The organism is Hoylesella buccalis ATCC 35310 (genome assembly GCF_000177075.1).
GTDB lineage: Bacteria > Bacteroidota > Bacteroidia > Bacteroidales > Bacteroidaceae > Prevotella > Prevotella buccalis.
Genome location: NZ_ADEG01000041.1, coordinates 30,048 through 44,280, shown reverse-complemented (window position 1 = coordinate 44,280; position 14,233 = coordinate 30,048). Strand labels below are relative to the sequence as shown.

Below are 14,233 nucleotides of genomic sequence, written 5' to 3'. Positions count from 1 at the left end.
AGAAGATGAATTACAGTCAATTCCTATATATGATGCCAGAGGTCACCTTAGTGGTGCTTTTGCTGGTTACGTTTGTTGCCGACTTTGCTACATCGCAGAAGATTAGGACGCTTGCGCCCACCGACAAGCGTCGCTCATGGTTCAATCCCATGATTTGTCTGCTTATGTTTGCGCACATCCTCATCAACCTGTTCCCCATAGAGACGCACACAGTTTTTGGGGGAATGTACATCGCTACGCCTGCCATAGGGGTGATAAAGACGATTTTGGCTTTTGGAACGCTCATCGTTCTCATTCAGTCCAAAGAATGGTTGTCACGTCCCGATACCGCTTTTAAGGAGGGAGAGTTCTACTTATTGGTGATAGCAACGTTGTTGGGAATGAATATGATGGTAAGTGCCAACCACTTTTTGCTCTTTTTCTTAGGCTTGGAAATGGCGAGTGTACCTATGGCTTGCTTGGTTGCGTTTGACAAATATCGTCACGACTCAGCCGAAGCAGGAGCCAAATTCATATTGACAGCCACCTTTTCAAGCGGAGTGATGCTCTACGGTATCAGCTTTATCTATGGTGCGGTAGGCACGCTTTACTTTGAAGACATTGCCACACAGCTCACCGCCACACCGTTTACCATTCTTGGTATGGTGTTCTTTTTCAGTGGATTGGGCTTTAAGATTAGCTTGGTGCCTTTCCATTTCTGGACTGCCGACTCGTACCAAGGTGCACCAACCACCGTTACAGGCTATCTCTCGGTAGTAAGTAAAGGTGCAGCAGCTTTCGCCCTTTGCACTATTCTGATGAAAGTATTTGCCCCCATGGTCATCTATTGGCAATATATGTTGTACATCGTTATTGTGTTGTCAATCACGGTAGCCAACTTGTTCGCTATTCGTCAAACCAATCTGAAACGCTTCATGGCGTTCAGTTCTATCTCTCAGGCAGGTTATATTGTCTTGGCGATTGTTGGAAACTCGGCGTTGAGCGTCACTGCATTGAGCTTCTATGTGTTGATTTACGTGGTAGCCAACATGGCTGTATTTACCATTATCAGTGCGGTAGAGGAACATAACAACGGTACGGTGATGATGGACAGTTACAATGGTTTTTATCAAACCAATCCCAAGCTGGCGTTCCTCATGACCTTGGCATTGTTCTCGTTGGGCGGTATTCCACCGTTTGCTGGAATGTTCTCTAAGTTCTTTATCTTTATGGCAGCCGTGCAGGATGCCGATTTAAGTACTTCAGTAGGGGCATGGGCGTACATCGTGTTGTTTATTGCGTTAATCAATACGGTAATCTCCTTATATTACTACCTTTTGATTGTGAAGGCGATGTACATCAAGAAAAGTGAAAATCCATTGCCAACATTCAAGAGCCACACCAATACCAAGTTGGCATTGGCTGTATGCACAGCTGGTGTAGTGTTGTTTGGCGTGTGCTACATGGTGTTCGACTGGATACATGCGGCTTCGGTAGCCATTTCGTAGTTTTACGAATTTATATATAAATGAAGTCCCTATCCTTTGGCATTTGTAATGCCATCGGGTAGGGACTTTTTTTCGTTGCGTGATTGCCTTTCTATTTGTCAAGGGTTTTGTCATTTGCAAACCCATTGACTTTGGGCATCAAACCCGTTGACTTTGGGCACCAAACCCATTGACTTTGGGCATCAAACCCATTGACTTTGGGCATTAAACCCATTGACTTTGGGCATCAAACCCTTTGACTTTGGACATAAAGCCTTTTGACTGATTCGCCCAAACGCATTGACAGAAAGTTGTGGAAATGAAATATTGCTATTATTCGTATTGGTCTTATCTCATACACTTCTTTCATGCGTGCAGTCGACTTACACTCTCTCTATCGCAAGATATGCCGAACCGTTTTAAGCTATTTCAATGGTAAATGACAAGATATTTTGTCTACATTTTTGTCTAAATCAATTATACAAACATCAAAAACAAGACATAGTGTTATATATTTTATAATGCAATTATCACTAAAAAGCATATAGACGAGTTAAGACTATCCATTAAAAACGTTACCAATCCAATGCAGGTATTGTTTTAATCTGAATGTGATAACTACTTTTTTTAAGCAAAAAAAATGATTTTATGCTTTTCAAGTTCAAAATATAGAATAAATTATGTAGATTTGCAATATCAAACCTAAAGAAAATATGAAAAAAACACTACTAATCACTTACATTTTTTGCATGATAGTTGCCACTGGGCATGCCTGCACGGCCGCGGTAATAACGGGCAAAGCCACCAAAGACGGTCGGCCTATGATATGGAAAGTGCGTGATACAGATGCCCTACAAAACTGCATGCGTTTTTTCAAAGGACAGAAATATGACTTTATTGGCGTTGTAGATTGCCAACCTCGATCAAAAGAAGAAGTGTGGTTGGGAACAAACACGGCTGGATTTTCCATTATAAACACACAATCATTCAACCTTGAGAAAACGGTTAACGGTATAGAGCCGGGTGGGAAAAATGGTGAGTTCATGTACAAAACGCTTAGCGTTTGCGCCACCGTACAAGACCTAAGGCACTATCTTGACACCACTAAGCTCGAAGGACTGTGCGCCAACTTTGGTGTAATCGATGCTGAGGGTGGAGCCGTGTGGGTGGAAGTGAGCACCCGAAGTTATCGTTTTTTTGACGTAAACGACCCCAAAATAGCACCCAATGGATATGCCGTGAGAACAAATTTCAGTTTCACAGGAGAGCCCAACGAGGGGTTGGGATACGTGCGTTATAAAACGGCCGATGATGCTTTAAGCCAAGCCGCAAAAGCCAAAGCTATCACCCCCGACTGGATATTCGAACATTTAGACCGCTCTTTCCGTAACCCCAAACTTGGCATAGACCTACACGATGGCGCCCATAACATTCCCAACACATCCGGATGGTTTGTTGACCACGATTTCATCTCAAGAGTGGGAACAGCTTGCTCGGGTGTTATCGAAGGGGTAAAACCGCACGAAACCCCTGAGCTAACAACCATGTGGACCGTCATTGGCTATCCACCTGTGAGCACAGCGTTTCCCTTTTGGGTTAAAAATGCGGATAAATTGCTGCCAGCTTTATACACGATTGGGGCAGGCCAGAAAGTGACAGCTTTCGGAAAGAAAGTGGACACGCTGAAAGATCGGGTTTATTCCTATCACCAAGGAATTGGTTCTGACAGATATTTCAATTGGGAAATGCTCTACAACAAACAGGGCGATGGAATTATGCAAAAATTGAAACCTGTTGAGAAAGAAATTTTCAACAAGACCAACGCCGTGTCCATGAAATGGTATGAGAACGGTAAAGTTAACACAAAAGAGCTCGAATCATTATACCTTACGCTAACCAATTATGTCACATCAAGTTACAAGCATCTGTTCGATTTGTAACACACGACTGCTTAATGTATGACAAATAAGAAACGGATTGAAATATTTATATCTATCTTTGTCATAAGAGAGAGTGTGTAAGGTTATATCTCAAAGTATGGCAAAAAAATGAGAAATTATAATCTCTGAAGCTCTCTATGCATCCAAATAATTCAAGAAACATTGATGTTGTCCACATATAAAAACAAAAACTATGGAAACAAATTCTATTCATGAGGCATCGCCCAAGCTGTCGTTTACCGATGCCGTTCGTCAAGTTTTTAACAAGTATGCAACCTTTAAGGGGCGTGCGCGCCGGTCAGAGTATTGGTGGTTCGTACTATTTTAGTCTTTGGTTTTAATTGCAGCAGCTTTATTGGATAACCTTTTTGGCATCACCTTTGAGTACGCCTTTTACGGAGCGATTTATTGTCTTGCGGCACTCGTATTGTTCTTACCTAATTTAGCTGTTACAGTTCGGCGCTTGCATGACATTAACAAGAGCGGTTGGAATATTCTTTGGGGAATCATTCCGTTGATTGGAAGTATCTTATTGATTGTTTGGTGCTGCCAAGATTCGAAAGCAGAGGCCAATCAATACGGTGAATCTCCTAAATATTTGTAACATTTAAGTATAAAAAATAAAGAAGCAGGGACGTTCCTGCTTCTACAAAATAAGGCTGGCTCTATAGGAAAGGGAGTTAGCCTTTAAGTTCTTGTTTTAAGAATTTTGGGGTGTATCCCTTACTACTTTTGGCCACTTCTTCAGGCGTTCCCGTGGTTAAAACCATGCCGCCGCCACGTCCACCTTCTGGTCCCATGTCAATGATGTAATCGGCCAACTTGATGACATCCAGGTTGTGTTCGATGATGATAACCGTGTTACCGCGATCAACCAATTGTTGAAGCACGTCCATCAAGATGCGGATGTCCTCGAAGTGCAATCCAGTGGTTGGCTCATCGAGGATGTACAGCGTCTTTCCCGTGTCGCGTTTAGATAGTTCGGTAGCCAACTTCACCCGCTGACTCTCACCGCCCGAAAGGGTAGTGGAGGGCTGTCCCAGTTTGATGTAGCCTAAGCCAACATCCTGAATGGTTTTGATTTTGTGTAGAATGTTAGGCACGGCATCGAAAAATTCTACTGCCTGATTGATGGTCATGTCCAGAACGTCGGCAATGCTTTTGCCCTTGTATCTCACTTCAAGTGTCTCGCGGTTATAGCGTTTGCCATGGCAAACCTCGCATGGCACCATCACATCGGGCAGAAAATTCATTTCTATCGTCTTGTAACCATTGCCTCCGCAGGCCTCACATCGTCCACCTTTCACGTTAAACGAGAAGCGTCCAGGTTTGTAACCTCGTATTTTAGCCTCGGGTAGGTTGACGAAGAGCGAGCGAATGTCGCTGAACACGCCAGTATAGGTGGCAGGGTTGCTGCGAGGAGTTCGCCCTAACGGACTTTGATCTACATCCACCACCTTATCTATATAGTCGATGCCTTCTATCGAATCGTACGGCATTGGCTTTTTCAGCGAGCGATAAAAATGCTTGGACAGTATGGGCTGTAGCGTTTCGTTAATGAGGGTAGACTTGCCAGAACCCGACACTCCCGTCACGACGATGAGCTTTCCAAGCGGAAACTCCACGTCAATATCCTTCAAGTTGTTACCTTTCGCACCCTTTATCCAAATGCTTTTGCCGTTGCCTTCACGCCGTTTCGCGGGTAACTCAATGACTCGTTTGCCATTTAGATAATCGGCCGTGATGGTATGTTGCTGGAGCATTTGCCGCGGAGTGCCTTGAAAAACCACCTCACCCCCTTTGCGTCCAGCCTTTGGACCAATGTCTATAATGTAGTCGGCAGCCAGCATCATGTCTTTATCGTGTTCCACAACAATGACAGAGTTGCCCATGTCGCGCAATTCTTTCAGTGAGTGGATGAGTCGTTCGTTATCTCTTTGGTGCAAACCAATGCTGGGTTCGTCGAGAATATACAGCACATTGACCAGTTGTGAGCCAATTTGAGTGGCCAGTCTGATGCGCTGGCTCTCGCCTCCGGACAAAGAGGCAGATGCGCGGTTGAGTGAAAGATAGTCGAGACCAACTTCCAGTAAGAAGCTCACGCGTGCTCTCAATTCCTTCACGATCTCAGTAGCAATGGTTCTTTGCTGTTTGTCCAGATGCTCCTCCACATGGTCGAGCCACTCTTTCAGTTCGGTGATGTCGAGGTTGGCAATCTCTGAAATGTTTCGGTTCCATATCTTGTACGACAGAGATTCTCGCTTGAGCCTCATCCCGTTGCATTCGGGACAAGTGGTCGTGGCAAGAAACTGGTCAGCCCATTTCTGTCCGGCTGTCGAATCATCATTCTCCATGACCGTACGCAGGTATTTGATGATGCCTTCAAAAGTCACAAAATAGTCACTGCTGGTACGAACTAAATCTTTGGAAATCTTGATGTTTTCAAGGCTCCCGTAAAGTATTTCGTCAACTACATCCTGCGGTATGTCTTTGAATGGAGTTTTGAGTGTCAGGTCGTATTTGTGCAAGATGGCATCGATCTGCCAGAATATCATCTGGTTCTTATATTTCCCCAATGGAACGATGGCACCATCATGTATGCTGAGTTTGTCATTCGGAATGACTTTTGAAAGGTCAATCTCGTTGACATAGCCTAAGCCTTTGCAACGCTGACAGGCGCCCTCTGGCGAGTTGAAAGAGAAGATGTTGGGCGCTGGTTCTCCATAAGAAATGCCGCTGACGGGGTCCATGAGGCGTTTAGAGAAGTTGCGTATTTCGTCTGTTTCTTTGTCCATGATCATGATGACACCGTCGCCTTGCCTCATGGCTATCTGTACTGTTTTCTTCAGTCGCTCATCATCTTTTCCACGCACCTGCAACTTGTCAATCACCACCTCAATGTTGTGGTTCTTGTACCGGTCAACCTTCATGCCGCGAACAATCTCTTTGATTTCTCCATCTACCCGCATGTAGAGATAGCCTTTGCGACGCATACTCTCGAAAAGTTCGCGATAGTGACCTTTTCTTTGCCTTACCAATGGGGACAAAATGTAGATGCGCTTGTCGGCATAGTCGTTGAGAATCATCTCAATGACCTTCTCTTCGGTGTATTTTATCATTTTTTCACCCGACAAATAGCTGTATGCCGTACCGGCTCGGGCATACAGAAGGCGCAGGTAGTCGTATATTTCAGTGGTTGTACCTACGGTAGAACGGGGATTTTTGTTGGTGGTTTTCTGCTCGATGCTGATGACAGGAGACAGTCCTGTAATTTTATCTACATCGGGTCTTTCAAGGTTACCAAGGAAGTTTCTGGCGTATGCCGAGAACGTTTCAATATATCTTCGTTGGCCTTCGGCAAAAATAGTGTCGAATGCCAAGGATGATTTTCCTGAACCTGATAAGCCTGTAATAACGGTGAGTGCATTACGTGGAATCTCTACATCGATGTTTTTAAGATTGTGTACGCGTGCACCCCAAATATTGATTTTTTCGTCTTCGCGAGTCATTTGTATCCTGTTGCTTCCTAAATTGTTTTATTTACCCATATTGGAACCACCATCTTCATTGTATCCTCTCAGTAAATTTACGTCTGTTTTGATGTTGAACGTTCTTCCGTCGGCACCCTTTGCTTTGACTAAACAGAAGTAAACGCCTTGCTTCACGTCTTTGCCTTGGAACTTTCCATCCCAACCATCGGCTGGATTTGTCCACTCGAACAACTTTTGTCCCCATCGGTTAAAAATGTATGCCTTGAACTCTGTCAGGCTTTGCCAACCGTCTTTTGCTTTATAGATGTCATTGATGCCATCACCATTAGGAGAAAAAGCATTAGGCATTTCCAGCTTACTTTCTGAAATAGCAACAGTTATCGGTGATGCTTCAGCCCAATATTCCTCCGTATACTTCACCGAGTCAGTGCCATGAGTGAAGATGGCGTAGAGCACAACTCGATGCGATCCCGCCTTGGTGAAGGTCACTTCGGTATCTTGTTCGTAGCGTATGAGATATGGTTTCTCTTCACCTTCAAGGGTAAATCGCCATTCGTAATAAGCGTTCCAGTTGCCTTGGTTTGCTACATTTGCTGAAAATTTGGCCTTTAAGGGTGCTGAACCACTAAATTCTGTGACCGCCTCACTCGTTTCGCCATCTACTGTTGTGAAGATGGCAGATGGACTTATTGTGGGTGTTTCTTGTGCCATGATGTGCAAAGAGCTTAGCAGTATGAAGATGAATAGGGCTGTCTTAATTTTCATTTTTGATTCGTTTTGAACAACAAGGATAGTGCAATCCGAAGACAAAGATAGTAAAAGATTCATGACTAATGGTGAGGTGTTGAATATTTTTTTGTATTTTTGCAGTTAAATAAGGATGAAAACGATGAAGATGAAAACTATATTTAAATATATATTACTTGCAGTTTTAATGCTTTTCAGCATTGATACCATTGCGCAAGTCAATCAATGGCGTGACATATATGAAGCCAAAAAGAAAGATACTGTATTTGGTATTGCTCGAAAGTATGGTATTTCCGTTCCTGATTTGATGGATGCCAATCCTGAAATGAAAGAGGAAGGATATGAGTTGAAGAAGGGGGATACCGTTTTCATACCATTTGTTAAAAAACAGACTACTGCGACAACTGGGTCTGTCAAGGCACAAACACCTTCGTCAAAAGAATCTGCCAAACCGCAATCGGTTAGCAATATGGACATCACCAAGCGTGCCATTCGCATCGGTGTGATGCTACCTTTGCACGATGTTGATGGTGATGGCAGGAGAATGGTGGAATATTATCGTGGCTTGTTGCTGGCTTGTGATGATTTAAAGGCAAAGGGTATTTCAACCGATATCCATGCGTGGAATGTTCCAATTGATGTCGACATCCGCCAAACGTTGTTGGATCCGAATGCCAAAAGTTGTGACATTATTTTCGGTCCGTTATACACCAAGCAGGTAAAACACTTGGGAGATTTTTGCAAGAAATTTGGAATTAAAATGGTCATTCCGTTCTCTATCGAAGGTGGTGAGGTGGCCAATAATCCTCAGATATTCCAAATATACCAGTCGGCAGACAGTCAAGCACAAGATGCCATACGCGCTTACCTGGATCGTTTCCCTAATCATCATCCGGTATTCATTGACTGCAATGATGCTGCGAGTACAAAAGGTATCTTCACTTTTCCGTTAAGAAAGCAGTTAGAGGCCAAAGGCATCAAGTATAACATCACCAACTTGAAGTCCAGCGAGGAAGCTTTTGCAAAGTCGTTCAGCTTGTCAAAGCCTAACGTTGTCATTTTGAATACCGGGCGTTCACCAGAATTGAACGTGGCTTTGGCAAAGATTGATGGGCTGAAGGCAGCCAATCCCGCACTGTCTGTGTCGTTGTTTGGTTACACAGAGTGGCTGATGTATACGAAAGTGTACTTCGATTACTTCTGCAAGTACGAAACTTATATACCGACAGTTGCTTATTACAACGCCCTCTCTCCTCAAACCAAGCGGATTGAATATAAGTATCGTCAGTGGTTTAAGGAAGAGATGCAAGGCGCTCTTCCACGATTTGCACTAACTGGTTACGACCAAGCAAGTTATTTTTGTCAAGGACTTCATCGGTATGGCATGAACTTCTCAGGAAGCAAAGCGGAGAATATGCATACGCCATTGCAAACTCCATTACATTTCAGGCAGGTCGCTAACGGTGGCAGACAGAATGCCAATTTCATGTTGATTCATTATAAGAACAATCGAACCATCGAGAGTATCACTTATTAAAGAATCGCTTTTGAAAGATTTTTAAATGAAAAAGTCGGTATTTTCTCTACTGTTCATCTTGTTTCCTTTGTGGCTTTTTGCCCAAGTAGGGAACTATCGTAACGAGTTTGCTGTGGGCGTTAATGGCGGCTATGTCCTCAGTAATGTCGGCTTCGTACCCAAAGTTACGCAAGGCTTACATGGTGGTATGACGGGAGGACTCACGTTGCGTTATACTTCAGAGAAGTATTTCAAGACCATTTGCTCTATTTATGCCGAGGTGAACTATACACAAGGTGGATGGAAAGAAAACATCGTTGACTTGAAGGATCAACCAGTTGTGAACAGTGAAACAGGCCTCGCTGAGGAATATAGCAGAACCATCAATTATATACAAGTACCCGTTTTCGCCCATTTGGCATGGGGAAAAGAGGGTAGAGGCTTTCAATTTTTCTTTCAAGCTGGTCCCCAGTTCGGTTATATGCTGAATGAAAGTACCAGCGTAAACTTTGACTTGGACCATGCAAACATGAATGACAGAGCTAATAAAGAGACAACACAATATAGCATGCCCGTGGAACACAAGTTTGATTATGGAATTGTAGCGGGCATCGGCGTGGAGTATTCGTTGCCTAAGTTGGGTCATATCTTACTTGATGCGCGTTATTATTATGGTTTGGCAAATATCTATGGCGATACCAAGAGAGATTATTTTGCCAAGTCCAACTTGTCTAATATCGTCGTGAAGCTATCTTATCTTTTTGATATAACTAAAACCAATTTAAAAAATAAATCTATGTTTGAAAATCAACCTAAAGGCCTTTTTGCTTTGGCACTGGCCAACACCGGCGAACGATTTGGTTATTACACCATGATTGCCGTGTTTGTATTGTTTTTAAGAGCTAACTTTGGATTGGATCCTGGTACGGCTGGTATGATTTACAGTGTGTTCCTCGGACTGGTTTACTTCCTTCCACTGGTGGGTGGTGTGCTTGCCGACAAGTTCGGTTTTGGCAAGATGGTCACCATTGGCATCGTGGTGATGTTCCTGGGTTACCTGTTCTTATCCATCCCATTGGGCGGTGAGACGTTTGCACTCTTAGTAATGTTACTGGCTTTGCTGTTCATCAGCTTTGGTACAGGCTTGTTCAAAGGCAACTTGCAAGTAATGGTAGGTAATCTTTACGATGATCCGAAGTATGCCGACAAGCGCGATTCAGCTTTCTCCATCTTCTACATGGCTATCAATATTGGTGCTTTGTTCGCACCAACGGCAGCCGTCCGAATCAAGGAGTGGGCCGAGTCTGTTGGCTATGCCGAGAACGATGCTTACCATTTCTCTTTTGCTGTAGCATGTGTATCCTTGATTATTTCTATGGCTATATATTATGGTTTCCGTTCAACATTCCGTCATGTGGAAGGGAATGGCACGGCAGCTAAGACAGACGATGGTAAAGCTATCGAGACCGAAGAGTTGAGCAAAAAAGATGTAAGGGATAGAGTAGTGGCATTGTTGTTGGTGTTTGCAGTGGTTATTTTCTTCTGGATGTCATTCCACCAGAACGGACTTACCCTGACTTACTTTGCCAATGAGTTTACTCAAAAGACTTCTTCTGGTGTTCAGAGCATGGCTTTCGATGTGGTGAACCTTGTGATGATTGTCTTTATCGTTTATGCAGGATTCTCATTCTTCCAGTCAAAAACACAGAAAGCTAAGGGAATCTCTTTAGCTGTCATCGTGGCAGCAATCGCTGTGTTGATTTATAAGTACACACAAGTAGAGGGAGCTATTGATGTGAGTGCGCCTATTTTCCAACAATTCAATCCGTTCTATGTAGTTGCCTTAACACCTGTCAGCATGGCCATCTTCGGTTCGTTGGCAGCCAAGGGCAAAGAACCTTCGGCTCCGCGCAAGATAGCTTATGGTATGGTAATTGCAGCATTTGCCTATACCATCATGATTGTGGGATCACAAGGCTTGCTTACTCCTAATGAACAGGCGTTAGCTGCCGAGGCAGGTACAGCCAATTACGCATCTGCCAACTGGTTGATTAGTACTTATCTGGTACTGACGTTCGGTGAATTGCTGTTAAGTCCAATGGGTATCAGCTTTGTAAGCAAGGTTGCACCTCCCAAGCTCAAGGGAGCCATGATGGGTGGATGGTTTGCTGCTACCGCCATTGGTAACTTGTTGGTGAGTGTAGGTGGATATCTTTGGGGTGACTTACCAGTATGGGCTGTTTGGTCTGTATTCATTGGAGTCTGCTTACTCTCTGCTTTATTCATGTTCTCTGTGATGAAGCGATTGGAGAAAGTTTGTTAGTCGAATAACACCATTAAATAAAAAAGGCGTTTCGAACATCATACTTCGAAACGCCTTTTTATCTTGATGATTAAGCATCTATTCTATATCATTCAATATGATTCGTGTATCATTATTCAACGGTGTACAACCAGATAACCGCAATCATGATGAGTGCTGCAATGATGGATAAGGAAATGAACAGAACGTTACTAATCATTTTTCTTCGTTTCTTAGAAAAACGATTGTTGTTCTTAAACTTTGATGACTCGTGGGGGCTTCGATGGTGATGGTGTTGAGAATGAGAATAATGTCCATGAGCTTCATCTCTCGTTGTAGATTGATTAGGGTTGTGTTCTGTCATTGTCGTTGTCATTATTTCTATTGCAAAGATAATGAAATATTCTTTGCAAACAAGAATCACCCCAAGAAACTCATCCAATTTTACAACATTGATTGAGTTTCTTGGGGTAATTTCCAAGCATTAATATCCTATGTGTTTAGATCAAAGCTGCCGTAAGTCCAGCCATCACGATGCTGACCATAGACATCAACTTAATCAGAATGTTTAAGCTTGGTCCGCTTGTATCTTTGAAAGGATCACCTACGGTGTCGCCAACGACAGTAGCCTTGTGACACGCAGAGCCCTTGCCACCGAAGTTACCTTCCTCAACCATCTTCTTGGCATTATCCCATGCGCCACCTGCGTTTGCCATGAATATGGCCAGCGTAAAGCCTGCAGACAATCCGCCTACTAACAAACCTAACACGCCTGCGACACCTAATACGATGCCAACAACGATAGGAATGGCTATAGCCAGAATGGATGGTAACAGCATCTCGCGTTGTGCCGACTTGGTACTAATCTCCACACACCTGCTATAGTCGGGAGTAGCTTTGCCCTCTAAAATACCTTTGATTTCTCGGAACTGTCGACGAACCTCATCTACCATCGCACCTGCCGCTCTACCTACAGCACCCATAGTGAGTCCGCAGAACAAGTAAGCAGCCATGGCACCTATGAAGGCTCCTACTAAAACGCGTGGATTCATCAGGTTCACTTGGAAGAATTCCATGAAATCTGACATGCTTGCCGTGTTGGGTGTAAATACGTTGCCGGCAGCATTTACAAATTGATGACCTTCGTCTACCATTCTGACCATGGCTATTTTCACCTCTTCTATATAGGATGCCAAAAGCGCCAGCGCGGTTAAAGCGGCTGAGCCAATGGCAAAGCCCTTACCTGTAGCCGCCGTGGTGTTACCCAAAGCGTCGAGTGCATCGGTGCGTTCTCTCACTTCCTCACCTAGTTCGCTCATTTCTGCGTTACCACCTGCATTGTCAGCAATGGGGCCATAGGCATCTGTAGCCAAGGTGATGCCCAAGGTGGAAAGCATGCCTACTGCCGCAATGCCAATACCATACAGTCCATGACTGATGGATTCGGCACTCATGCTCATATCAAATCCGTTGGCACAAAGATAACTCATAATGATGGCAACGGATATGGTTACTACCGGAATGCTGGTACTAATCATTCCAGTACCAATGCCTTTGATGATCACGGTAGCTGCACCTGTTTGCGAAGAAGCTGCAATCTCTTTGGTTGGCTTGTAGCTATGTGAGGTGTAGTATTCGGTGGCTTGACCGATGATGACACCTGCTGCTAGACCTGTTACTACTGAGAAGCTAACGCCCAACCAGTTGGTGATGCCCAAGAAATACAAGATGAGGAAGGTAGCAATGGCAATAAGTACCGCAGCAACATTGGTACCAATGCTCAAAGACTTCAGCAAGTCTTTCATCGTTGCTTCTTCTTTGGTACGTACCAAGAAAATACCAATCAGGCTCAAGAAAATACCTACTGCCGCAATAATCATAGGAGCTACCACGGCTTTGAGTTGCATGTCACCGCTTGCCACAAAGGCTGTGGCACCTAATGCAGCCGTAGACAAGATACTTCCGCAATAACTTTCATAGAGGTCAGCACCCATACCAGCAACGTCGCCCACGTTATCGCCCACATTGTCGGCAATAGTAGCGGGATTTCGAGGGTCGTCTTCAGGAATATCTTGTTCTACCTTGCCCACCAAGTCAGCACCTACATCGGCTGCTTTGGTGTAGATACCTCCTCCAACACGTGCAAACAGCGCTTGTGTAGAGGCACCCATGCCGAAGGTCAGCATTGTTGTAGTGACGGTAACCAGTGCCATGTTGCTGCCATGATAAAGATAGGTGAGGAGTATAAACCACATGGCAATGTCCAACAGACCTAAACCAACCACAACGAGTCCCATGACTGCGCCCGACCGGAAGGCTATCTGCAGACCCTGATTTAAGCTCTTGCGAGCTGCATTGGCGGTTCTACCCGATGCATAAGTGGCGGTTTTCATGCCAAAGAAACCACAGAGTCCGCTAAATAAACCTCCTGTGAGGAACGCAACCGGTACCCATGGATTTTGAATTTTGAGCACGTAAGCCATAAAAGCAAACAGGATAGCTAATGCGATAAATACATACAGCACCACAGTGTACTGTTGTTTGAGGTACGCCATGGCGCCATGGCGCACATGTTGCGCAATTTCTCGCATACGAGGTGTGCCTTCATCATACTTCATCATACTTTGAAAGAAGTACCATGCCATGGATAGTGCAACCACAGAGGCCACTGGCACAAGCCAAAAAATAAATGGAATGTTCATGGTTTTAATGTGTTTTAAGTTAGTAGATTTTTCGCAAATGTAGTGAATAATTTTAAGTTTGCAAATATT

At 44.1% G+C, this 14,233-nt stretch carries 9 protein-coding genes and 1 pseudogene; 7 read left to right on the top strand and 3 right to left on the bottom strand.

Annotation, left to right across the window (positions count from 1 at the left end; all coding sequences use genetic code 11):
- Positions 1 to 5: 5 nt before the first annotated feature.
- From HMPREF0650_RS04350 to HMPREF0650_RS04340, 4 genes are all read left to right on the top strand, one after another.
- A complete protein-coding gene (locus HMPREF0650_RS04350; RefSeq protein WP_040562426.1) occupies positions 6 to 1,487 on the top strand; it encodes an NADH-quinone oxidoreductase subunit N in 1,482 nt (493 codons plus the stop codon).
- A gap of 692 nt (positions 1,488 to 2,179) precedes the next feature.
- Entirely contained in the window at positions 2,180 to 3,406 is a 1,227-nt protein-coding gene (locus HMPREF0650_RS04345; protein ID WP_050774839.1) for a hypothetical protein, read from the top strand.
- A gap of 193 nt (positions 3,407 to 3,599) precedes the next feature.
- Positions 3,600 to 3,734, top strand: a complete 135-nt coding sequence (locus HMPREF0650_RS13475) for a DUF805 domain-containing protein (RefSeq protein WP_004348627.1) — start codon at positions 3,600 to 3,602, stop codon at positions 3,732 to 3,734.
- A 3-nt stretch (positions 3,735 to 3,737) separates the two neighbouring features.
- Entirely contained in the window at positions 3,738 to 4,010 is a 273-nt protein-coding gene (locus HMPREF0650_RS04340) for a DUF805 domain-containing protein (protein ID WP_004348626.1), read from the top strand.
- Positions 4,011 to 4,086: 76 nt separating this feature from the next.
- Here the strand turns inward: HMPREF0650_RS04340 and uvrA are convergent, their stop codons facing one another.
- Complete coding sequence (gene uvrA / locus HMPREF0650_RS04335; RefSeq protein ID WP_004348625.1) at positions 4,087 to 6,915, bottom strand: excinuclease ABC subunit UvrA; 2,829 nt, start codon at positions 6,913 to 6,915, stop codon at positions 4,087 to 4,089.
- A 27-nt stretch (positions 6,916 to 6,942) separates the two neighbouring features.
- The gene (locus HMPREF0650_RS04330; protein ID WP_004348624.1) at positions 6,943 to 7,662 is read right to left on the bottom strand and encodes a T9SS type B sorting domain-containing protein; all 720 of its coding nucleotides are present in this window, start codon (positions 7,660 to 7,662) and stop codon (positions 6,943 to 6,945) included.
- 124 nt (positions 7,663 to 7,786) lie between these two features.
- On the opposite strand from HMPREF0650_RS04330, the gene HMPREF0650_RS04325 reads away from it, so the two are divergent.
- The 3 genes and pseudogenes from HMPREF0650_RS04325 to HMPREF0650_RS04320 all read left to right on the top strand — a co-directional run bounded on the left by HMPREF0650_RS04325 (position 7,787) and on the right by HMPREF0650_RS04320 (position 11,483).
- Positions 7,787 to 9,181 carry an amino acid ABC transporter substrate-binding protein gene (locus tag HMPREF0650_RS04325; RefSeq protein WP_040562440.1) on the top strand — a complete coding sequence of 465 codons (1,395 nt, stop codon included), beginning with the start codon at positions 7,787 to 7,789 and terminating at the stop codon, positions 9,179 to 9,181.
- Between the two features lie 25 nt (positions 9,182 to 9,206).
- Positions 9,207 to 9,938 (top strand): annotated as a pseudogene (locus tag HMPREF0650_RS12695) (porin family protein); the annotation flags it as partial.
- 18 nt (positions 9,939 to 9,956) lie between these two features.
- Positions 9,957 to 11,483, top strand: a complete 1,527-nt coding sequence (locus HMPREF0650_RS04320; protein ID WP_040562439.1) for a peptide MFS transporter — start codon at positions 9,957 to 9,959, stop codon at positions 11,481 to 11,483.
- A gap of 479 nt (positions 11,484 to 11,962) precedes the next feature.
- Here HMPREF0650_RS04320 and HMPREF0650_RS04315 read toward each other — a convergent pair whose 3' ends face one another.
- Entirely contained in the window at positions 11,963 to 14,164 is a 2,202-nt protein-coding gene (locus HMPREF0650_RS04315) for a sodium-translocating pyrophosphatase (RefSeq protein ID WP_040562425.1), read from the bottom strand.
- Between the last annotated feature and the right edge of the window lie 69 nt (positions 14,165 to 14,233).

What these genes read in the sequence shown, in the direction of transcription:
- HMPREF0650_RS04325 (WP_040562440.1), top strand. Translation starts at nt 7,787, where the DNA reads ATGAAGATGAAAACTATATTTAAATATATATTACTTGCAGTTTTAATG.
- uvrA (WP_004348625.1), bottom strand. Translation starts at nt 6,915, where the DNA reads ATGACTCGCGAAGACGAAAAAATCAATATTTGGGGTGCACGCGTACAC.
- HMPREF0650_RS04345 (WP_050774839.1), top strand. Translation starts at nt 2,180, where the DNA reads ATGAAAAAAACACTACTAATCACTTACATTTTTTGCATGATAGTTGCC.
- HMPREF0650_RS04330 (WP_004348624.1), bottom strand. Translation starts at nt 7,662, where the DNA reads ATGAAAATTAAGACAGCCCTATTCATCTTCATACTGCTAAGCTCTTTG.
- HMPREF0650_RS04315 (WP_040562425.1), bottom strand. Translation starts at nt 14,164, where the DNA reads ATGAACATTCCATTTATTTTTTGGCTTGTGCCAGTGGCCTCTGTGGTT.
- HMPREF0650_RS04320 (WP_040562439.1), top strand. Translation starts at nt 9,957, where the DNA reads ATGTTTGAAAATCAACCTAAAGGCCTTTTTGCTTTGGCACTGGCCAAC.
- HMPREF0650_RS04350 (WP_040562426.1), top strand. Translation starts at nt 6, where the DNA reads ATGAATTACAGTCAATTCCTATATATGATGCCAGAGGTCACCTTAGTG.
- HMPREF0650_RS13475 (WP_004348627.1), top strand. Translation starts at nt 3,600, where the DNA reads ATGGAAACAAATTCTATTCATGAGGCATCGCCCAAGCTGTCGTTTACC.